This window comes from Stenotrophomonas indicatrix (genome assembly GCF_050573115.1).
In the GTDB taxonomy this organism is placed as follows: domain Bacteria; phylum Pseudomonadota; class Gammaproteobacteria; order Xanthomonadales; family Xanthomonadaceae; genus Stenotrophomonas; species Stenotrophomonas lactitubi_A.
The window spans coordinates 339126-359151 of sequence record NZ_JBNYZT010000004.1; the positions used below are offsets into that span (position 1 = coordinate 339126).

At 67.6% G+C, this 20026-nt stretch carries 18 protein-coding genes; 10 read left to right on the forward strand and 8 right to left on the reverse strand.

The features are described from left to right. Positions 1–31: 31 nt before the first annotated feature. Positions 32–652, reverse strand: a complete 621-nt coding sequence (locus tag ACQ5SA_RS12400) for a hypothetical protein (protein ID WP_230112490.1) — start codon at positions 650–652, stop codon at positions 32–34. A gap of 95 nt (positions 653–747) precedes the next feature. Here ACQ5SA_RS12400 and ACQ5SA_RS12405 point away from each other — a divergent pair, with 95 nt between their 5' ends. The 8 genes from ACQ5SA_RS12405 to ACQ5SA_RS12440 all read left to right on the forward strand — a co-directional run bounded on the left by ACQ5SA_RS12405 (position 748) and on the right by ACQ5SA_RS12440 (position 6963). Beyond that, positions 748–1233 (forward strand): CYTH domain-containing protein, encoded by a 486-nt coding sequence (locus tag ACQ5SA_RS12405; protein ID WP_180166240.1) that lies wholly within the window; start codon positions 748–750, stop codon positions 1231–1233. An 82-nt stretch (positions 1234–1315) separates the two neighbouring features. Next, on the forward strand, positions 1316–2023 hold the full coding sequence (locus ACQ5SA_RS12410; protein ID WP_353101939.1) for a DsbA family oxidoreductase: 708 nt from the start codon (positions 1316–1318) through the stop codon (positions 2021–2023). Positions 2024–2185: 162 nt separating this feature from the next. Then, a complete protein-coding gene (nagZ, locus tag ACQ5SA_RS12415) occupies positions 2186–3193 on the forward strand; it encodes a beta-N-acetylhexosaminidase (RefSeq protein WP_230112488.1) in 1008 nt (335 codons plus the stop codon). After that, positions 3193–3747, forward strand: a complete 555-nt coding sequence (locus ACQ5SA_RS12420) for a hypoxanthine-guanine phosphoribosyltransferase (protein WP_025879180.1) — start codon at positions 3193–3195, stop codon at positions 3745–3747. Before nagZ ends, ACQ5SA_RS12420 begins: the two co-directional genes overlap by 1 nt. Before the next feature lie 81 nt (positions 3748–3828). After that, the gene (locus ACQ5SA_RS12425; RefSeq protein WP_099818943.1) at positions 3829–4575 is read left to right on the forward strand and encodes an S-methyl-5'-thioinosine phosphorylase; all 747 of its coding nucleotides are present in this window, start codon (positions 3829–3831) and stop codon (positions 4573–4575) included. An 88-nt stretch (positions 4576–4663) separates the two neighbouring features. Further along, positions 4664–4870 (forward strand): transcription antiterminator/RNA stability regulator CspE, encoded by a 207-nt coding sequence (gene cspE, locus ACQ5SA_RS12430; RefSeq protein WP_019183439.1) that lies wholly within the window; start codon positions 4664–4666, stop codon positions 4868–4870. 377 nt (positions 4871–5247) lie between these two features. Beyond that, positions 5248–6516 (forward strand): FAD-dependent oxidoreductase, encoded by a 1269-nt coding sequence (locus ACQ5SA_RS12435; protein WP_499314384.1) that lies wholly within the window; start codon positions 5248–5250, stop codon positions 6514–6516. Between the two features lie 177 nt (positions 6517–6693). Then, the gene (locus ACQ5SA_RS12440; protein WP_343245366.1) at positions 6694–6963 is read left to right on the forward strand and encodes a hypothetical protein; all 270 of its coding nucleotides are present in this window, start codon (positions 6694–6696) and stop codon (positions 6961–6963) included. Between the two features lie 21 nt (positions 6964–6984). Here ACQ5SA_RS12440 and pdeM read toward each other — a convergent pair whose 3' ends face one another. The 4 genes from pdeM to ACQ5SA_RS12460 are packed head-to-tail and all read right to left on the reverse strand — an operon-like array spanning position 6985 to position 12674. Then, on the reverse strand, positions 6985–7626 hold the full coding sequence (gene pdeM / locus ACQ5SA_RS12445; RefSeq protein ID WP_353101192.1) for a ligase-associated DNA damage response endonuclease PdeM: 642 nt from the start codon (positions 7624–7626) through the stop codon (positions 6985–6987). Continuing rightward, positions 7616–10075 (reverse strand): ligase-associated DNA damage response DEXH box helicase, encoded by a 2460-nt coding sequence (locus tag ACQ5SA_RS12450; protein ID WP_499314385.1) that lies wholly within the window; start codon positions 10073–10075, stop codon positions 7616–7618. Before ACQ5SA_RS12450 ends, pdeM begins: the two co-directional genes overlap by 11 nt. Beyond that, a complete protein-coding gene (locus ACQ5SA_RS12455) occupies positions 10072–11679 on the reverse strand; it encodes an ATP-dependent DNA ligase (protein ID WP_353101195.1) in 1608 nt (535 codons plus the stop codon). The genes ACQ5SA_RS12450 and ACQ5SA_RS12455 overlap by 4 nt, the downstream gene beginning before the upstream one ends. After that, on the reverse strand, positions 11676–12674 hold the full coding sequence (locus tag ACQ5SA_RS12460) for a ligase-associated DNA damage response exonuclease (protein ID WP_230112482.1): 999 nt from the start codon (positions 12672–12674) through the stop codon (positions 11676–11678). Before ACQ5SA_RS12460 ends, ACQ5SA_RS12455 begins: the two co-directional genes overlap by 4 nt. A gap of 114 nt (positions 12675–12788) precedes the next feature. Here ACQ5SA_RS12460 and ACQ5SA_RS12465 point away from each other — a divergent pair, with 114 nt between their 5' ends. Next, positions 12789–14426, forward strand: coding sequence for an acyl-CoA dehydrogenase family protein (locus tag ACQ5SA_RS12465; RefSeq protein ID WP_499314386.1), 1638 nt, complete (start codon positions 12789–12791; stop codon positions 14424–14426). A gap of 318 nt (positions 14427–14744) precedes the next feature. On the opposite strand, the gene ACQ5SA_RS12470 is transcribed toward ACQ5SA_RS12465, so the two are convergent. From ACQ5SA_RS12470 to ACQ5SA_RS12480, 3 genes are all read right to left on the reverse strand, one after another. After that, positions 14745–15155, reverse strand: coding sequence for a hypothetical protein (locus ACQ5SA_RS12470; protein WP_230112480.1), 411 nt, complete (start codon positions 15153–15155; stop codon positions 14745–14747). 149 nt (positions 15156–15304) lie between these two features. Beyond that, positions 15305–15646, reverse strand: a complete 342-nt coding sequence (locus ACQ5SA_RS12475; protein WP_089236409.1) for a hypothetical protein — start codon at positions 15644–15646, stop codon at positions 15305–15307. Between the two features lie 124 nt (positions 15647–15770). Further along, positions 15771–16946: a thiolase family protein gene (locus ACQ5SA_RS12480; RefSeq protein WP_340572104.1), complete on the reverse strand. Its 1176-nt coding sequence runs from the start codon at positions 16944–16946 to the stop codon at positions 15771–15773. Between the two features lie 181 nt (positions 16947–17127). On the opposite strand from ACQ5SA_RS12480, the gene ACQ5SA_RS12485 reads away from it, so the two are divergent. Further along, positions 17128–19965 (forward strand): S8 family serine peptidase, encoded by a 2838-nt coding sequence (locus ACQ5SA_RS12485; protein WP_499314387.1) that lies wholly within the window; start codon positions 17128–17130, stop codon positions 19963–19965. The last annotated feature ends 61 nt before the right edge of the window (positions 19966–20026 follow it).

The window sequence follows — 20026 nt, forward strand, 5'->3', positions numbered from 1 at the left end:
CTGCCTTGCTGCCTGCACGCAGGCAACGCGATCAGTCGGCCGGGGCGTTCTGCCACTGGCCGTCCACGCGCACGAAGGCCATGGACTGCTCGCCGTGCTCGTTGCCGTCGCCCGCGCGCACGGTGCATTCGATGACGGCCTTGTCGCTGGCGACGTCGCAGCTCCTCACGTCCTGCACCTGCAGGGTGTCGGACGCCTGCTCGTAGCGCGCGCGCAGGGCGGGGTCGGACTGCTGCTGCGCCTGTGCGGCGATCCGTTCCCGCAGCAGGGCCTGCACCCGATCCTTCGGCGGCGCCGGAACTGGGACATCGCGCTGGTCAGGCAGGGTCCACACGCCGCCCACCAGGGCCAGCCGCAGCAGCTGCGGTCGCGAATTGATGCCTGCGCTGGCGGTGGCGATGCAGTCGACGGCGTCGCCGGCCTCGGTGGCTGCGCAGCTGTCCAGGGCTTGCAGACGGGGCCGGAAGGTCTCCGCAACCAAGCGGCTGCTGTCGCTGGCGGGGCGATCGGCAATGGCCTGATCGAACATCCGGTCCATCGCGGCCTGTGCCTGCTGCAGCGATGGCATCGCCGTTGATGCGGCATTGGCGGCCACACACGGCAGCAGTGCCGACAGCGCAAGACAGCGACGAAGATGACGGGGAAGTGTCATGAGCGACCGTTCCTTGGTTAAGGGGGCCGCGCAGTGTAGTCGTGCCTGCCGCCGCGCTGATAGGCAGCGTCTGGCGTGAGCCGCATACTGTGTCCATGGGCATTGAAATCGAACGCAAATTCCTCGTTACCCATGATGGGTGGCGCACCGCCGCGCACCGGGTCATCCCGATGGCGCAGGGCTATATCAACGATCTGGGCGCGCTCGACCGCGGCACCCAGAACGCCTCGGTGCGGGTCCGCATCGAAGGCGAGAAGGCCGCACTGAACCTGAAATCGCGAACGCTGGGCCATACCCGGCAGGAGTTCGATTACCCGATCCCGGTGCAGGATGCGCGCGACCTGCTGGCGCTGTGCGTCGGTGGCCTGATCGACAAGCGTCGGCACCTGGTCGAGTACGCCGGCCTGACCTGGGAAGTGGACGAATTTCTCGGCGACAACGCCGGCCTGGTGGTCGCAGAAGTCGAGCTCGACAGCGCCGACCAGGCCATCGACCTGCCGGACTGGGTTGGCGCCGAGGTCACCGACGACGCGCGCTACTACAACGTGGCGTTGGCCAACAATCCCTATTCACAGTGGTGAAATCCTGAAGCGGGGCAGAGGGAGTAGCGACTTGAATCCCGCCGCCCCTTTTTTCGGGGCGAGCAGGCCACATGTCGCAGGGATGAGAATCGACATCTACTCCGACGTGGTCTGCCCCTGGTGCTGGATCGGCAAGCATCGTTTCCAGCAGGGTGTGCAGTTGCTGGGCGCGGACGCGCCCGAACTTGAGATCCACTGGCAGCCGTTCCAGCTCGACCCGGATGCGGACGCTACCCCGCTGCCGTTGCGCGAGGCCTACGTGCGCAAGTTTGGCGGTGCCGAACGCACCGAGCAGATTCTTGGCCAGACCCAGACCACTGCGCGGGCCGAGGGCCTGCCGATGGACTTCAGCCAGGGCCAGGTGCGGGTAACCACGCTGCCGGCGCATCGCTTGCTGTGGCTGTCTGGCCAGCATGGCGTGCAGGAAGCGGTCGGCGAGGCGCTGTTCCGCGCTCACTTCGAGCATGGACGTAATCTGGCCGACCCGGCGGTGCTGGTCGAGGCCGGTGCAGCGGGTGGTCTGGCTGCAGATGAGATCCAGCAGATGCTGGCCGGCGATCGTGGCCTGGCCGAAGTGGAAGCGGGCCTTGCGCAGGCCCATGCCCTGGGTATTTCTTCGGTGCCCACCTTCGTCATCGATGGCCGCTGGGCGGTTTCCGGCGCCCAGCCCCCGGAAGCCTTCGCCAACGCCCTGCGCCAGATTGCCGCCGAGCAGGCGGCAGGGCAGGGCGCGCAGGGTGCCCCGGATGACAGCGACGACGCCTGCGGCGCGGACGGCTGCAAGGTCTGACCGGACCGTAGAAGGGGACAGAGGGGATTAAGTCGTATTCGGCGCCAGTGGGTCGATTGCGCCTTGATCCCCTCCGTCCTCTTTTTTGACCACTGCGCCTGTTGGCCGGTTCTGCGACAATGCGGCACTGCGCCATGCGGGCGCCCGTTGTGGAGATCGACCATGCTGCTGATCGGCGTTGCCGGTACTGAACTGACCGCCCAGGAACGCGACTGGTTGCAGCACGATGCTGTGGCCGGGGTGGTGTTGTTCAAGCGCAACTTCGCTTCGCGGCAGCAGGTGACCGAACTGTCCGCGGCGATCCGCGCTGCCGCACCGCGTCCGCAGTTGATCTGCGTGGACCAGGAAGGGGGGCGCGTGCAGCGCTTCCGCGAGGGCTTCAGCGAGCTGCCGCCGCTGCAGGACATTGGTGTCCAGTACGCCAAGGATCCCGACGCTGCGCTTGCTCTGGCCGAGCAGCACGCCTGGCTGATGGCCAGTGAAGTGCGCGCCAGCGGTGTGGACCTGAGCTTCGCGCCGGTGGTCGACCTTGGCCGTGGCAATCGCGCCATCGGCAACCGCGCCTTCAGTGAAGACCCGCAGGTCGTGGCCGCGTTCACCGCCGCCTACGTGCGTGGCATGCACGCGGTCGGCATGGCGGCCACCCTCAAGCATTTCCCCGGCCATGGCACCGTGCTGGAAGACACCCATGTGGACACCGCGATCGATCCGCGCGCGCTGGATGAGCTGCGTGCACAGGATCTGGTCCCGTTCGCGGCCGGTATCGCCGCCGGCGCCGATGCGGTGATGATGGCGCACGTGATCTACCCGCAGGTCGCGCCGGAACCCGCTGGCTACTCGCCGCGCTGGATCCAGCAGATCCTGCGTGGCGAGCTCGGCTTCCGCGGCGTGGTGTTCTCCGATGACATCGGCATGGCTGCCTCGCACAGCGCCGGTGGCGTGCCGGCGCGCGTGCACGCGCACCTGGATGCCGGCTGCGATGTGGTGCTGGTCTGCCACCCGGAACTGGTCGATGAAGCCCTGCACGCGGTGCAGGGACGCTCCCTCAATACCGCTGCGCTGCTGGGCCTGCTCGGCCGCGGCGCGCTTGGCTGGGATGGCCTGCTGGCCGATGCCCGCCATGGCGACACCCAATCCCGTCTGCTTCAAACCCTTGGAAGAACCGTCTGATGCCGAACCTCACCATTTCCCAGGCCCTGGCCCAAGCTGACCTGCTGGTCGACCGTCCCACCATCGACAAGGCCATTGCCGGCATCGCCGACGCCATCGCGCGCGATTACCAGGGCGAGGTGCCGCTGTTCCTGTCGATCATGCATGGTGCGCTGCCGTTCGCAGGCCAGCTGGCACTGGAACTGGGCGCACGTGGCCAGGACGTGCAGTTCGATTACCTGCACGCCACCCGTTACCGCGGCGAGACCACCGGCGGCGACCTGGTGTGGAAGCACAAGCCGGCCACCGCGCTGTTCGGCCGCCGCGTGCTGCTGGTCGATGACATCCTCGACGAGGGTTACACCCTGCAGGGCGTGCGCACCTGGTGCCTGGAGCAGGGCGCGACCGACGTGCGCATTGCCGCGATGACCGTGAAGAAGCACGACCGCGCACTGCCGGACGTCACCGCCGACTACGCAGGTATCGAACTGCCGGATCGCTACGTGTTCGGTTTCGGCATGGACGTCAACGAAACCCTGCGCTGCGTGCCGGCCATCTACGCGATGAAGGAATAACAACGCGGCCGCCTGCGGCCTGCGTTTCCTGCCGCCGGCATCCTCGGGTGCCGGCGTTCTTTTTTCTCTGGAGTGCTTTTCATGCAACAGATCGCCCTGGCCGTGATTGGCGGCACCGGTGTCTACAACCTGGCCAAGCTTGACGACGTGCAGACCCACGAAGTCTCGACCCGATTCGGGCAGCCGTCCGGCCCGGTGCGGGTCGGGACATTGCTCGGTCATCGCGTGGCTTTCCTGGCGCGCCACGGTGAAGGTCATTCGCTGCCGCCGCACAAGATCAACTACCGCGCCAACCTGGCCGCGCTGCAGCAGATCGGTGCACAACGGGTGCTGGCACTGAATACCGTGGGCGGTATCGGTGACGATTTCGGTCCGCGCGTGCTGGCCTGCCCGGATCAGGTAATCGATTACACCTGGGGCCGGATCAGCACGATCTGCGAAGAAGAAGGCACCGACGTGGTGCATGTGGACTTCGGCCATCCATATACGCCGATGCTGCGCAGCAAGATCCTGGCGGCAGCGAAGGTGACCGGAGTGAAGGTCCACGATGGCGGTTGCTACGGCGCAACGCAGGGCCCGCGGCTGGAAACCATCGCTGAAATCGCGCGTATGCGCCGCGATGGTTGCGACCTGGTAGGCATGACCGGCATGCCCGAAGCGGCGCTGGCACGCGAGCTGGGGCTGGATTATGCCTGCCTGGCGATCGTTGCCAACTGGGCCGCCGGGTGCGGTGACGGCGAGGAAATCACCATGGCCGAAGTACTGGCCAATGTGCAGGCCGCCAGCAACGGACTTCCGGAACTGGTCGGCGAATTGGCGCGGGGGTGATTGTCTTCGCGTAACAAGCTTTGCATACTCAGCTTGTGCGCGGGTTCAGCGTACACCACCCATTCATTGCATAAGGTCACGCATCACCATGCCGAACGGTACCGTCAAGTGGTTCAACGACGCCAAGGGATTTGGCTTCATCTCGCCGGAGGACGGCAGCGCCGACGTCTTCGCGCACTTCTCCGCGATCAACTCCAAGGGCTTCCGCAGTCTGCAGGAAGGCCAGAAGGTCACCTACGACGTGACCCAGGGCCCGAAGGGCGCCCAGGCCTCGAACATCGTTCCGGCCGAGTGATCCACTCGATAGTGCGTTGAAAACCCCGCTTCGGCGGGGTTTTTTTTTGCGGGCCGTGAAGATGCTCTTGCTGCGGGAGCGCCTGTCCTTGCGTGCGAATGTCCCCCGGCGCTGGCCTGCGGCCATCGCCTCCTCCTTTACTTCGCACGCAAGGACAGGCGCTCCCGTTGCGGAATCGCGCGCGCGCCAACATGGGCCATGAAAGCCGAGCGCCGCCACCACTGTCGGCTCTCCTGCGAAGTAAAGGGGGAGGCACCGCGTAGAGGCTGCCGGGGGACATTCGCAGGAGAGCCGGCAGTGGTGGCGGAGCCCGATGCACAGCTTCTGCTGGGAAGCCAGCTGATGTACCGCCCCTGCGCCGATGGCACAATGCGGGCATGACGGAACGACTGCGCATCGCCGTGATTGGATACGGCACCGCTGGCCAGGCATTGGCCATCCTGCTCACCCGCGATGGCCACGAGGTGGAGATCTTCGAACGCGTGCCGACGCCAGGGCCGGTGGGCGCAGGATTTCTGCTGCAGCCCAGCGGACTGCAGGTGTTGTGGCAGATGGGCCTGCTCGATGCCGTGCGTGGCTACGCGATGCCGGTGCGCCGCCTGTATGGCGATACTCCGTGCGAACGCGCGGTGATGGACATGGGCTATGACGGCCTGGACGCGCGCCTGCACGGCCTGGGCATGCAGCGCGGGGCGTTGTTCTCGGTGCTGGACAAAGCGCGTGAAGGCGCCGGCGAGCTGCACGTGGGCACGACCATCGTCGAGGTCGACCACCAGCAGGGGCGGCTGCGCGACAGCGACGGCCGCACGCACGGACCGTTCGATCTGGTAGTTGCCGCCGATGGCGCGGCATCCACGCTGCGCAACGGTATCGAGGGTGGCGCGGCGCTGGACCGGGTGTACCCGTGGGGCGCGCTGTGGTGCCTGTTGCCGGCCGAAGACTGGCCGCACATGCAGCAGCTGCGGCAGCGTTACGTCGCCGCGCGCAAGATGATCGGCCTGCTGCCGGTGGGTACCCGCCCGGGTGACGACACGCCTCGCCTGAGCTTCTTCTGGAGTCTGCCGCGTGCGGATTTCGAGCGCTGGCAGAGCGACGGCATGGCGCCCTGGCTGGAAGAACTGCATGCGCTGTGGCCACAGGCGACCGCGCGCTTCGCCCATCTGCAGGACGCAGGGCAACTGGCGCGCGCGGTGTACCGCGATGCCGTGATGAAGCGTTGGCATCAGGGCCGGCTGGTACTTGTCGGTGATGCAGCACACGCGATGAGCCCGCAGCTGGGGCAGGGCGTGAACATGGCGCTGCTGGATGCGCTGGCACTGCGCGACGCGTTGCGCACCCATGGTGGCGGTGAACCGGCATTGCAGGCCTATCAGGCGCAACGGCGTGCGCACGTGGCGGTCTATCAGCGCTGGAGCCGCTGGCTGACGCCGCTGTTCCAGTCCGACCGTGATGCGTGGGCGAAGGCGCGCGACGTGCTGCTGGGGCCGATGGGACGACTGCCTGGCGGGCGCGGGCACATGCTGCGCGTACTCAGCGGTACCCAGCACGGGTGGCTGGGCGCGTTGCCGCTCGATCCGGCATTCATCGAAGCGCTCGCCGCCGCGCCCTCGGCCGCACAGAGCGTGGCAATTCCGGCTGCCGCGTGAATCTTTCGTTACATCGATTAACGATTACCTCACCCCGTATATGCGACAAGAGATGAGCACGCGGCAGCCGCGTCGCCCGTTTTCCTTTTCGTGATCGTTCATCGCGTGGCCCGGGTGGCGCCGCCGTCGCTGCCTGCTGCGGCCCGGATGTGCCGCACGATGCACGAGGAGGACGCCATGTTGTTCGCGGTCGAGAAGCTGGAATCGGAAATCTGCAAGCTGCGCGGTCTGCTGCGGATGCTGCACGAGGACCAGCCCGACGTACTGGAAGATGTGTTCGAGTTCCATGTCGGCAGTTTGATCAGCCACGCATCACCGGAAAGCCACGACCATATCCGCGCCTGCGCCCATGAGATGCTGGCAGCGATACAGGCCCTGCCACGCCACGCTGACGAGGCGACGCCGGATTTCAGCCTGATGCCCGGGATCGTCGCGCGCCCCTCGTAATGCAGGGCAGGCCTCGACGAATCAGCGAACCGGAAGCGGCACCACGCTGTCTTCCACACAGGCGAGCAGCTGTTCGCCGGGTGCCAGTACAGGCACGACACCGGCGGTGAACGCCGAGAACGCTGGCAGGATGGTGATGCCCCGGCGCAGCCAGAACGCGGGGAAGCGTCGACGCAGTGCCGGCAACGCAACCTGCGGATGCACATGGCCCGCCAGCACGTGCGCGGAGGCATCAGCCAGCGGCTCGTGCCGCAGCAGGAACGGTCCCAAGCGCGCGTCGTCATGCATCTGCACCTGCAGCGCCGCCTTCGGCAGATCACGGTCGTGATTGCCGCGCACCACGTGGATGTCCAGCGCGGCGTGTTGTTCGCGCCAACCGAGCCATTGCTGATACCAGGCCGCGCGATGCGCCGGGCCATGCAGGACGTCGCCGAGGATCCATAGTTGCTGGCACTGGTGCATGGCCACCATGTCCTGCAGGCGCTGCAGGTCATTGCCGGTACCCCCGGCCGGCAAGGCGATTCCCGCACGGCGGAACACGTCCGCCTTGCCCAGGTGCAGGTCGGCGATCAACAACGCGCGACGCGCTGGCCACAGCAGCGCGCGTCCGCCCAGCAGCAGCATCGACTCACCGCCCAGCTGCAGCGGCAGATCAGCGGCCATGACGGCGCTCCAGCTGCTGCGCGGCACGCTGCACGCGCGTGCGCCAGTCTTCATTGCTGAACTGCCCACGCAGGCGTTCGGCCCACAGCGGAAACGCCAACGGGGTCAGCGACGATGGCTGCTGCAGCGACAACGAACGTGTGGCGATGCCTGCCAGCACCTGCTGCAGCCCGGGCAGATCCAGGCTGTCGTGCAGCACTTCATGCTCGGCCAGTGCCAGCAGCAGATGTTCCGGATCGTGCTCGCGCAGCACGTCATACAGCAAGCCGGCGGAAGCCTGCAGCTGGCGTAGCGAGCGCGGCATGCCGCCAGGCAGGCTGGGCACCAGCAGGCCCGCCACGCGCGCGATGCCGCGGAACTGACGGCGCGCCAGCTCGCCCAGGTTCACCGCTTCGCGCAGGTCCTGCAGCAGACCGTCAGCATCCAGCATCGCCCGCCAGTCCTGTTCCTGCAGTTCCACCGGTGTTGCCGGAGCGAGTACCAGGCCCTGGTCGTTCACCGCATAGCCGATGCTGTTGCGCTGCTGCCGCGTGCAGCGCAGCGCCAGCAGCGCGGCCAGCGCTTCATGTACATGGCGCCCAGCAAAGGGATAGACGAACAGGAACTGGCCCTCGCGCCGGCGCACGTCTTCCACCAGCAGGTGGTCGGGAGACGGCGGCGCAGACAGCTTCGACTGCAATGCCAGCAGCGGCGTGAGCCAGCGCGACTCCGGGCTCTGGTCGACGCCTGACAGCACCCTTTCCAGTTCGCGCCCCAGTGGCATCGACAATGGCAGCTGGCCGCCCTGCCAGCGCGGCACCACGCCATCACCACTGCCGCGCGCCACGCGCACGAAGGCGGTCATGTCGCGCAGCTGCACCAACTCCAGCAGACGCCCAGCAAACTGGAAGCGGTCGCCACGGCGCAGGCGGCTGGCGAACTGCTCTTCCACCGCGCCCAAGCTGCCGCCACGCAGGAACTGCACGCGCACGCTGCCGTCGCTGCTGATGGTGCCGATCGACAACCGATGGCGCAGCGCCTGGCGGCGATCGGGCATGCGGTAGATGCCCTCGGCATCGCGTACCACCTTGTGGAACTCCGGATACCGGGACAGTGCACGTCCGCCCTGCACGATGAAATCGATCACGGCATTCCATTGCGCGTCTTCCAGCGCGGCGAAGGCATGCGTGCCACGAACCTGCTGCAGCAGTGCATCGGCCTCGAAGCCGCCCGCCAGCGCGCGGCTGACCGCATGCTGGGCCAAGACATCCAGCGACAACGTGGGAGGACGACGCGCTTCGATCACCCCGTCATGCAACGCGCGTCGGGCCGCCGCGTATTCGGCCAGTTCCAGCGCATGGCTGGGAATGCACAGTATTTCGCCGCTGGCACCGGGCCGATGGCGCGCACGCCCGGCCCGCTGGCGCAGGCGGGCCACACCCTTTGGGCTGCCCAGTTGCAGCACCTGATCCACTTCCGGAAAGTCCACGCCCAGATCCAGGCTGGACGTGGCCACTACGCACCGCAGCGCTCCCGCACGTAGTCCGTCTTCAACCTGCTGTCGCAGCGTGGGATCCAATGAGCCGTGGTGCAGGGCGAGCGTGCCGGCATCCTCCGGCCACACCGCCGCGAGGGCCTGGTGCCACAGTTCCGCCTGCGCACGCGTATTGGTGAAGAGCAGGCTGCTGCGTGCGCGGAACAGTGCATCGAGCACGCGCGGAAGCTGCGCCAGGCCAAGATGACCGGCCCATGGAAAGCGTTCGCCGGGTTCGGGCAGCAGGCTGCGGATCGTCACCGGCCGCTGTCGTGCGCCCTCTACGATGGGTGCCTGTGGCCGGTGCGGCAGCAGTACATCGCGCGCCTGCGGCAGGTTGCCCAAGGTGGCCGACAGCCCCCACAGTTGCATCGCGGGCGCCGTCTCACGCAGCAGCGCCAGGTTCAACTGCAGCAGCACGCCGCGCTTGTTGCCCAGCAGTTCGTGCCATTCGTCCACCACCACGCAGCGCAGTTGGCGCATGCGCTCAAGGGTATCGGGATAACTGAGCAGCAGCGCCAGCGACTCCGGTGTGGTCACCAGCACGTCGATGCGACCTTCGCGGGCCAGACGCCTGTCGCGGTTGCTGGCATCGCCGCTGCGCAACCCCACCCGCCAACCCAGGCCAAGGCCGTCGATCGGTGCCTGCAACGCGCGCGCGGTATCGCTGGCCAGCGCCCGCAGCGGTGTCACCCACAGCACCTGCAGCGGGCGTACCGCGCTGGCGCGACGCGGGGTGGGGGGCGGGTCGAGCATAGCCTGCAGCAAGGGGCCACCGAACATGGCAAGGGTCTTGCCGCTGCCGGTGGGGGTGTGCAGCAGGCCCGATCCGCCGGCCAGGTAATGGCGCCACATCGCACGCTGGAAGGGCAGGGGGCGCCAACCGCGGCTGCCGAACCAGTCGTTCAGGCGCTGCAGCGCATCACTGCGCTTCATCGTGCCAGCGCCTGCAACTGGGCCAGATGGTCGGCTTCGGCAGCCGGCTTGTCATGGCGCCAGCGCAGGATGCGTGGAAAGCGCACGGCGATGCCGGACTTGTGGCGCGCGCTGCGGTTGACTGCTTCGAAACCGAGTTCGAACACCTGCTCGGCACTGACGCTGCGCACCGGACCGAAGCGCTCGCGGGTATGCGCGCGGATCCAGCGATCGAGGGCCAGGATTTCCTTGTCGTCCAGCCCGGAATAGGCCTTGGCCACTGGAACCAGCGTGTCGCCGTCCCAGACCCCGAAGGTGTAGTCGGTGTACAGCGTGCTGCGTCGGCCATGACCCGCCTGTGCATACAGCAGTACGGCATCGATGGTGAGCGGCTCGACCTTCCACTTCCACCAGTCGCCACGACGACGCCCGGACTGGTAGATCGAATCGCGGCGCTTCAGCATCAGCCCTTCCACGCCGCGCTCGCGCGATGCTTCGCGCAGCTGCGCGGCTTGCTGCCAATCGTCGGCGGGCACCTCGGGCGACAGCTGGATGCGCGGATCGTCGAGCGCACCGACCACCTCGGCCAACTGCGCGCGTCGGTGCTGCAGCGGCAGCGCACGCAGGTCCTTGCCATCGCGTTCAAGCAGATCGTAGGCAAGCACGCGCACCGGCGTGTTGCGCAGGGTGGCGGCGCCGGGTTTGCGGCGCTGGATGCGGGTCTGCAGCGCGGTGAATGCACGCGGAAGATTGTCAGCCTCGTCCCATGCCAGCAGCTCTCCATCCAGCACGCAGCCATCGGGCAGCAATGCGGCGGCCTGTTCGATCTCCGGGAAGCGACCGTCCAGCCGTTCTTCGCCGCGCGACCACAACGCCACTTCGCCCTGGCGCCGCAGCAACTGCAGGCGGATGCCGTCCCACTTCCATTCCAGCAGCCAGTTGCTGATCTCGCCCAGCCGCTCGGTGGGCTCACCTTCCAGCGGCGAGGCCAGAAAGAACGGATAGGGCTGCTGGCGATCGGTCGGCAGTTCTTCGACAGACAGCAAGGTGGCCAGCAGGCCGGGAGAGGGCACCCAGTCGCCGAGCATGCGCTGGGCGATGCGGGCGATGTCCAGCCCGGACCACTCAGCCAATGCCTGCTGCACTACGCGCTGCGATACGCCAACGCGCAGTGCGCCGGTCAGCAGCTTGTTGAAGACCAGGCGTTCGGCCGATGCAAGCTGTTGCCAGCCCTCGACTACAGCGGTACGACGCACGGGCTCTGGCTGGTTGGCGACGGCAAGCAGGTGCTGTTCGATCCAGTCGGCCAGAGGGCGATCCTCGCCTTCGCTGACAGGATCATCCAGCAGCAGCGTGAGCGTTTCCGCGAGGTCGCCGACCTGCGCGTAGCTGTCCTCCACCAACCATGGCGGCAGGCCGGATTCTTCCGCGATCCACGCCCGCAGCTCGCCGCTGCCTGCAATCTTGCGCCGCGCGCCGCCCACCTTGCCGCCGCTGAGCAGGTACAGCGCCCACGCTGCGTCGTGCGGACGTGCGTGCTGGAAGTAGTCGATCAATGCCGCGCGCTTGTCCAGCGTCGCGGTGCTGCGGTCCAGTTGCTGGTACAGCGCGGCGAAGGCCTTCATTCCTCACCTCCGAAATCGGTGCGGAAGGCTTCGGCGGCAACGCCGCGTTCGCGCAGGTACGGAATCAGCGCATCGGTGTTGCCGTGCGTGGCGATGACCCTCTGCGCGCCAGTCTGTGCGATGGTCTGCAGCAGCGCGGGCCAGTCGGCATGGTCGGAGATCACGAAGCCGCGGTCGACGTTGCGGCGGCGACGATTGCCGCGCAACTGCATCCAGCCCGAGGCGAAACCAAGCTGGTGGCGACCGAAGCGCCGCAGCCAGGGCGTGCCGGCGGCCGAGGGCGGCGCCAGGATCAGTTGGCCGGCGGCATCGGGCTGACGTCCCTGTTCGGCCACGGTGAGGGTGTCGAGCATCGGCACACCGGCCTGGCGATAGACGGCGACGCCGTTGGCGATGGCGCCATGCAGCCAGGCAGGCTGGTCGTCCACCGCACGCAGTTCGGCAAGCACGCGTTGCGCCTTGCCCAGCGCGTAGCAGAGCAGTACCGCAGCCTCGCCCCGTTGTGCGCATTCGCGACGCCAGGCGGCGATCTCGGCCGCCACTGCGCGGGTATCGGGCCAGCGATAGATCGGCAGCGCGAATGTGGCTTCAGTGATGAAGGTATCGCAGGGCACCACTTCAAACGGGGTGCAGGTGGGATCGGGCTGGCGCTTGTAGTCGCCCGATGCGACCCAGACCTGCTCACCGTCGTCGATACGCACCTGTGACGAGCCGAGCACGTGGCCGGCCGGATGCAGCGATACCTGCACCCGGCCCAGCGCGAACGGCACGCCCTCGGCATGCGCGTGCAGCGGCACATCGCCCAGGCGCCAGCGCAGGATCGGCACGCTGCCGGTGCTGCAGTGGTATTCGCCCATGCCAGGGCGCGCATGGTCGCCATGGCCATGGGTGATGACCGCACGCGGCACCGGCCGCCAGGGATCGATATGGAAATCGCCTGCCGCGCAGTACAGCCCTTCCGGCCGCAGTACCACCAGATCGTCATTGCCTGCCATGCCATCACTGTGGCGTGCCGGTCGTGCACGCGGCGAGAATCGGCCTGAACGCGGGGTTGCCGGGCGATACGGCACAATCGGGCCGCACACCTCTTGCCGGCGGGGAAAGAACCGATGAGTGGACCGAGCTTCAACAGCAGCGCTCCCTACGAAACCCACGTGGTGCTCAACCAGCCGCCACCGTTCGCGGGTCGCCAGTTGTGGACCGACGACATCGCACTGATGGAGGCCGTGCAGCGCGAGTCTGCGGCAGCGTTCGCGCCACGCCTGGCGGTGTATGGAGGACTGGCCGGGGACGAGCTGTACCGCATCGGCTTCGAGGCCAACCGCGACCGCCCACGCCTGCGCACCCATGATGCGCAGGGCCATCGCATCGATACCGTGGAATTCCATCCGGCGTATCACCAGCTGATGCAGACGGCGAAGGAGCACGGCGTTGCAGGGCTGTCCTGGCATGAGCCGCAGCCCGGCGCCCATGTTGCGCGCGCTGCACTGAGCTACCTGCACCACCAGGCCGAGGCGGGCACCAGCTGCCCGTTGACCATGACCCATGCAGCCGTAGCCGTGCTGCGCGGGCAGCCGCATCTGGCCGAGTGGTCGCGCAAGGCTGCCGCACCGGTATACGACCCACGTGATGTGCCGGTGTCCGACAAGGCCGGCATCACCCTGGGCATGGGCATGACCGAGAAGCAGGGCGGCTCGGACGTGCGCGCCAACACCACCCGCGCCGAACCCATCGATGGCGAGCGCTATCGGCTGATCGGACACAAATGGTTCTTCTCCGCACCGATGTGCGATGGCTTCCTGGTACTGGCGCAGGCGCCGGCCGGATTGACCTGCCTGCTGATGCCTCGACGCCTGGCCGATGGCGATCGCAATGCGTTCCGCCTGATGCGCCTGAAAGACAAGCTGGGCGACTGGGCCAACGCCTCCAGTGAGGTTGAGTTCTGCGGTGCACAGGCTTGGCGGGTGGGCGAGGAGGGACGCGGCGTCGCTACCATCATCGGCATGGTGATGATGACCCGGCTGGACTGCATGCTGGGCGCTGCGGCGGAAATGCGCATGGCGCTGGCACAGGCGCTGCACCACGCGCGGCATCGGCGCACCTTTGGAAAGCCACTGATGGACCACCCGTTGATGGCCAACGTGCTGGCCGATCTGGCGCTGGAATCGGAAGCCGCCACGGTGCTGGCGATGCGTATCGCACGCGCGGTCGATCACGCCGGCAGCGATCCGGCCGAGGCCGCGCTTGCGCGGCTGGGTACGGCATTGGGCAAGTACTGGATATGCAAGCGTGCGCCTGCGTTCGTCAACGAAGCACAGGAGTGCCTGGGCGGTGCCGGCTACGTGGAGGAATCGATGTTGCCGCGGCTGTACCGGCAGGCGCCGTTGAATTCGATCTGGGAGGGCAGCGGCAACATCCAGTGCCTGGATGTGCTGCGCGCGCTGGCGCGCGAACCTGAGGTGCTGGCGGCACTGCACGGTGAACTGGAGGCGGTGGCCGACCGTGATGCGCGCTATGCGGCGGCGCTGCAGCATTGGCGCGATGCGGCGGCACCGGAGGAGGCACAGGCGCGGGTGTTCTGCGAACGCACTGCGTTGCTGCTGCAGGCGGCGTTGTTGCTGCGTGCGCGCAGTCCGATGGCCGAAGCATTCATCCGCAGCCGGCTGCAGGGCGAACATGGGTTGGCATTCGGCACGCTGCCGGCGGGGGTGGATGTGGCGGGGATGCTGGCGCGCGCGTTGCCGTAGTGGTGGCCAGCGGCGGAGCCCCTCGTGGTGGGCCGCGCGGAGTCTGCATCGTGAGCGGGCCGTGCGGATGGGCTGCGCAGGGGACGCCGTGAACCCGTCCCTGGGGGCTTGGCCGCGGCATCCATGCCGCGGACACCCCTGCGCAGCCCACCCGCGCGGCCTTGGACGGTTTCCGTGCGCGTCCACCGCGGAATCAACAGAAGAAGCGGAAAGCAGAAAGCAGAAAAGCCGCGGGCGTGCCGCGGCTTTTCCTGTAGAGCCGAGCCCGTGCTCGGCTTTTCCGGTAGCGCCGGGCCATGCCCGGCGAACGCGAAGGCCTTAGTGCTTGGCTTCTTCCTTGGCGGCGTTGGCCTTGGCGTCGTTGGCGACGTCGCGGGCCTTGTCGGCGACCTTCTGCGCGGCATCGGCAGTGGCGTCGCTGGCGTGGGCGGCGGCATCGGTGGCGGCGGCCTTGGCTTCACCGGCTGCGGTGGCCGTGGCGTCGGCGGCCTTGTCCAGCGCGTGCTGGGTGTCGGCGGCAGCCTGCTCGGAGGCAGCGGCGGTCTTGTCGGCGGCGTTGCGGGTTGCTTCTGCGGCCTTGTCGACGGCATCGCGTGCGGCAACACCGGCACTGTCGGCGGCCTGCGCGGCATCCTGCTTGGCCTGTTCGGCTTCCGGGCCCTTGCAGGCAGCCAGTGCGAGCAGCAGGGAGGCGGCCAGCAGGGTAGTGGTCAGCGGGCGAATCTTCATGGCGGTCTCCGGTACTGCAATGGATGGGGACGCCAGCCTATTCATACCGTTGTGAAGACGTAGTGGTGACCTGCGCACGGAACTGCGCGCAAAGAAAAAGCCGCTGGCGAACCAGCGGCTTCTTCAGAACAGCTTGAAGAAAGAAGTTATTACTTCTTGGCTTCTTCAGCAGCGTCCTTGGCCTTCTCGGCGGTGCCTTCAGCAGCCTTGGCAGCGTCGGCAGCAGCGCCGGCAGCAGCGTCGGTGGCAGCGCCAGCAGCCTGGGCAGCGGCGTCAACCGAAGCGTCAGCAGCGGTGGCGGCGGTGTCAGCGGCCTGCTGGGCAGCGTCGGCGGTCTGGGCGCCAGCAGCGGCGGCCTGGTCGGCAGCAGCCTGGGCTTCGGTGGCGGCCTGGTTGGCCGAAGCAGCGGCGTCCTGGGCAGCTTCCTGCTTCGAGCAGGCGGCCAGGGCCAGAGCCAGGGACATCGCGACCAGCAGCTTGTTGATGCTCATTGTGTAAATCCTCGTCGTTAGAATTAGGCAACGCGCATGCTGCGCGCCGACAACATGATGACAAGCCAAGATTGGGTGTCAAGCGATCCCGCATTCATTTTTGCGAAATAGACGTTAAACCCTTTCAGATCAACTCGATGGCGATAGCCGTCGCTTCGCCGCCGCCGATGCACAGGGTGGCAATGCCGCGCTTGCCGCCGCGCGTGCGCAATGCGTTGACCAGGGTGACGACCAGGCGTGCGCCGGAGGCACCGATCGGATGGCCCAGCGCGCAGGCGCCGCCATTCACGTTGAGCTTGTCGTGCGGGATGCCCAGTTCGCGCATCGGCGCCATCGCCACCACGGCAAAGGCCTCGTTGATTTCGAACAGATCGACCTGGTCCAGCGACCAGCCGGTCTTCGCCAGCAGGGTGTGGATGGCGCCGATCGGGGCGGTGGTGAACCACTCCGGCTCCTGCGAATGGGTGGCATGGCCGACGATGCGCGCCAGCGGCTGCAGGCCGCGTGCGGCAGCATCTTCTTCGCTCAGCAGGACGACGGCGGCAGCGCCGTCGGAAATGCTGGAGGAACTGGCGGCGGTCACGCTGCCGTCCTTCTTGAAGGCCGGGCGCAGGGTCGGAATCTTGGCGATGTCCGAACGGCCGGGCTGCTCGTCGCTGGCGACCTCGACGTCACCCTTGCGGGTGGCGACCTTCACCGCAACGATTTCGTCGGCGAAGGCGCCGTTGGCCTGGGCCGCCTGTGCGCGCTTGACCGATTCGATGGAGTAGGCGTCCTGCTCTTCGCGGGTGAACTGGTACTTGTCCACGGCACACTCGGCGAATTCGCCCATGGCCTTGCCGTCATAGGCATTGACCAGGCCGTCGTGGGCCATGTGGTCCACGGCCTGGAAGTTGCCGAAACGGTTGCCGGTGCGCGAATTGGGCAACAGGTGCGGGGCGTTGGACATCGATTCCATGCCGCCGGCGACCACGACCTTGGCCGAGCCGGCCTTGATCAGGTCATGACCGAGCATGATGGCCTTCATGCCCGAACCGCAGACCTTGTTGAGGGTGGTCGCGCCGACCGACAGCGGGATGCCGGCGGCGATCGCCGCCTGGCGGGCAGGGGCCTGGCCGAGGTTGGCCGGCAGCACGCAGCCCATCAGGACTTCGGAGACGTCGCTGGCAGGAACGCCCGACTGTTCCAGCGCGGCGGCAATGGCGGCCGCGCCGAGGGTCGGGGTCGGAACGCCGTTGAACTGGCCGAGGAAGGAGCCGATGGCGGTGCGCTTGGCGGCGGCGATGACGATGTTGGACATGGCAATCTCGTTGATGCGTGAGCAATGTTCGGAAAGGAGACGACGGGCGTTGGAAGCGGCGCCGTTTCCCGGCAGACTGCGTGGGGGTCGGCTCAGTATAGAGGGTCGGCGAAGACTGCCGCTGGGCAGTACTGGATGCCTGCCCGGATGGCGGCAGGCCAACGTTCATGGGAAGGAAACGATGGAACGTAAGACGATGGGAAGGTCGGTCCTGGCATCGGCGCTGGCGGTGGCGCTGTCGGCGTGTGGCGGTGGAGGGGGCGGCAGCAACGTGCGCATCGACCCGCCACCGGTCACGCCTCCGGTCACGCCCCCGGTCACTCCGCCTCCCGCTTCCAAGCCGCTGGAGCCGGCTGTGGATGCGCATCTGGCACAGACCAACGCGCGTGCCGCACAGACCACTGGCGCGACCGGCCGCGGCGTCCGCATCGGCATCGTCGATTCGGGCGTGTTGCGCAACGCCGAGGCACTGAACGGACGGGTGGTGGCCAACCTCAACTATATCGACCCGAGTCGCAACAATCTCAACGTCGATGACGTGCTTGGCCATGGCACGGCCGTAGCCAGCCTGGCCGCCGGTGTATCGGTGGGCGTATGGCCCGGGGGCATCGCACCGGGTGCGGAGATTGTCTCGGCGCGGATCATTTCCGACACCGCGCCCAAGGACGACGGCAGCGGCAAGGGCAATTCCTTCAGCGGCACGCTGGGCGTGGCCGGGGTCCACCAGGACCTGATCAACTACGGCGTGAAGGTGATGAACAACTCCTGGGGCGGCCTGTACTGGACCGACCTCGGTACCACCGCGCAGGTCGCGGCCGAATACCGCCCCTTCATCATCAACCACGGCGGCCTGGTGGTGTTCGCCGCCGGCAACGAGGGCCGCGACCAGCCCAGCAGCGTGGCCGCGCTGCCGAGCCAGCGTGGCTTCGGCGGATCGCTGCCGGCCGCTGATCTGGAGAAGGGCTGGCTGGTGGCCACCGCGATCGATCCGAACAAGCCCGGTGAACGTGCCTCTTGGGCGAATGCCTGTGGCGACTCCGCGCGTTACTGCCTGACCGCTCCCGGCAGCGCGGTGTTCCCGGAGCCGGGTACCGGCAAATACCTGTGGAACTACGGCACGTCCTTTGCCGCGCCGCTGATCTCCGGTGCTGCTGCGCTGGTCTGGCAGCGCTACCCGTACTTCGACAACGACCTGGTGCGGCAGACCCTGCTGGGCACCGCCACCGACATCGGTGCACCTGGCGTCGACCCGATCTATGGCTACGGCATGCTCAACGTCGGCAAGGCGGTGAACGGTCCCGGCCGCTTCGACTGGGGTGATGTCACGGTCAATGTCGATGCACCTTCCTCGGGCTCGAGCTGGAGCAACGACATCGCCGGCGCTGGCGGCCTGGTCAAGCGCGGCGATGGCCGGCTGGAGCTGAGCGGCAACAACAGTTACAGCGGTGCGACCCGCATCGAGCGCGGCAGCCTGGCCCTGCGCGGCGGCGCCGTGATCCGTTCCAACGTCAGCATCTCTGGTGCCGGCGGTGCCTCGATGGCCGGCCTGCAGTTCATGCCCGGCACGCCGCGGGTGATCGGCAACGTCGACAACGGCGCCAGCGTGGTGCTGATCAACGCCAACACCACTGCGACCATCGAAGGCAATTACAGCCAGCGGCCGGATGCGCAGCTGATCGTCGCGCTGGGCGTGAACCCGCTGCAGGTGACCGGCACCGCACGTCTGGCCGGTGGCGTGGTGGTCAATGGCATCGTTGCGGGTTACGTGCCGCAGGTCGGCAGCCGCCAGGGGCTGATCCATGCCAACGGCGGCATCAACGGTACGTTCACCACGCCGGTGAACAACACCGGGGCCAACGGCCTGACCCTGCTGCAGGCGCAGTACGGCTACAGCAGCAACGACGCGTGGATGGACTTGACCCAGGTCAACGTTTCCGCCGCTGCGTCCGGCCTGGGCGCCAATGCACAGACATCGGCACTGCGTGTGGCGTCGGCATTCACCGCGCTGGACCGCAATGCCAACCTGCAGGGTTCAGCGTTTGGTGCGGCCGCCGGCGCGCTGCAGCGCACGGCTGGCGGGACCGATGGCCTGTCGGCGAGCCTGGAGAGTCTGTCCGGACAGGCGCATGCGCGTGCTGAAGCGTCGACCTTCGACAGCGTGGACATGTCGCGCCGTGCGGTTGCCGAGCGCTTCGACCGCGTGCAGGCAGCACCGAAGCTGCGCGGTGCCTGGCAGAGTGCGCTGGGCGAAGCCGGGCAGGGCAGCTTTGCCGGCAACGGCGCCGACAGCCAGGGCTGGATGGCCGGCCAGGACGTAGCACTGGGCAGTAATGGTCTGCTGGGCATGGCCTTCGGCGAAACCCGCAGCAATGGCGGCAGCAACTTCAGCGGCGATCGTGGCCGCGACCGCCAGGCGCAGGCGCAGTTGTATGCCGGCTGGAACCTGGGGCGTGGCTATGCGCTGGCCCAGTTCGGCACCGGCCAGTTCACCCGTGAGCTGGACCGCCAGTTGCTGCTGGGCGCCGGTGCCTACGGCGTGTCCGCGCGCTACGGCGGGCGTTTCAGCAGTGCCAGCGTCGAAGGTGGCTATCGTTTCGGCCGCATCGGTGCGTCGCTGACCCCCTACCTGGGGGCCAGCAGCACGCGGCTGGATACCGATGGCTTCAGCGAGCAGGGCGGCTTTGGCTTCGGCCTGCGCGGTGAGGCGTCACGTGCACAGCGCAGCCAGATGCTGGCGGGCCTGCGAGGCGAGCGGCAGTGGGGGCGTTGGACCCTGCGCGGCCATGCCGAATGGCAACAACGGCTGGATGGCAACGAGCAGGCCTGGCAGGCAAGTTTCGTCGGCGTTGATGCCTGGGCGCCGTTGGCCGGGGTTGACGCACCGCGTGGCAGTGCCCTGTTTGGCCTGGCGCTGGAATCGTGGTGGGGCCGCAATGGCCGCCTGAGCCTGGGCATCGACCAGCGCGTGGGTGGCAATGATGCACGGCAGGCGGCGCTGCGCTACAGCACAGGCTTCTGATCGTAGCGCCGGGCTTGCCCGGCGCATTCATCCGGCGGTGCCGACCACGGTCGGCACCCGC

Bases quoted from the DNA above. Each gene is read 5' to 3' on its own strand.
- ACQ5SA_RS12485 (WP_499314387.1), top strand. From the start codon at position 17,128: ATGGAACGTAAGACGATGGGAAGGTCGGTCCTGGCATCGGCGCTGGCG.
- ACQ5SA_RS12405 (WP_180166240.1), top strand. From the start codon at position 748: ATGGGCATTGAAATCGAACGCAAATTCCTCGTTACCCATGATGGGTGG.
- ACQ5SA_RS12475 (WP_089236409.1), bottom strand. From the start codon at position 15,646: ATGAGCATCAACAAGCTGCTGGTCGCGATGTCCCTGGCTCTGGCCCTG.
- pdeM (WP_353101192.1), bottom strand. From the start codon at position 7,626: ATGGCCGCTGATCTGCCGCTGCAGCTGGGCGGTGAGTCGATGCTGCTG.
- ACQ5SA_RS12460 (WP_230112482.1), bottom strand. From the start codon at position 12,674: ATGGCAGGCAATGACGATCTGGTGGTACTGCGGCCGGAAGGGCTGTAC.
- ACQ5SA_RS12450 (WP_499314385.1), bottom strand. From the start codon at position 10,075: ATGAAGCGCAGTGATGCGCTGCAGCGCCTGAACGACTGGTTCGGCAGC.
- ACQ5SA_RS12455 (WP_353101195.1), bottom strand. From the start codon at position 11,679: ATGAAGGCCTTCGCCGCGCTGTACCAGCAACTGGACCGCAGCACCGCG.
- nagZ (WP_230112488.1), top strand. From the start codon at position 2,186: ATGCTGCTGATCGGCGTTGCCGGTACTGAACTGACCGCCCAGGAACGC.
- ACQ5SA_RS12420 (WP_025879180.1), top strand. From the start codon at position 3,193: ATGCCGAACCTCACCATTTCCCAGGCCCTGGCCCAAGCTGACCTGCTG.
- ACQ5SA_RS12440 (WP_343245366.1), top strand. From the start codon at position 6,694: ATGTTGTTCGCGGTCGAGAAGCTGGAATCGGAAATCTGCAAGCTGCGC.
- ACQ5SA_RS12400 (WP_230112490.1), bottom strand. From the start codon at position 652: ATGACACTTCCCCGTCATCTTCGTCGCTGTCTTGCGCTGTCGGCACTG.
- ACQ5SA_RS12435 (WP_499314384.1), top strand. From the start codon at position 5,248: ATGACGGAACGACTGCGCATCGCCGTGATTGGATACGGCACCGCTGGC.
- ACQ5SA_RS12425 (WP_099818943.1), top strand. From the start codon at position 3,829: ATGCAACAGATCGCCCTGGCCGTGATTGGCGGCACCGGTGTCTACAAC.
- ACQ5SA_RS12470 (WP_230112480.1), bottom strand. From the start codon at position 15,155: ATGAAGATTCGCCCGCTGACCACTACCCTGCTGGCCGCCTCCCTGCTG.
- cspE (WP_019183439.1), top strand. From the start codon at position 4,664: ATGCCGAACGGTACCGTCAAGTGGTTCAACGACGCCAAGGGATTTGGC.
- ACQ5SA_RS12465 (WP_499314386.1), top strand. From the start codon at position 12,789: ATGAGTGGACCGAGCTTCAACAGCAGCGCTCCCTACGAAACCCACGTG.
- ACQ5SA_RS12410 (WP_353101939.1), top strand. From the start codon at position 1,316: ATGAGAATCGACATCTACTCCGACGTGGTCTGCCCCTGGTGCTGGATC.
- ACQ5SA_RS12480 (WP_340572104.1), bottom strand. From the start codon at position 16,946: ATGTCCAACATCGTCATCGCCGCCGCCAAGCGCACCGCCATCGGCTCC.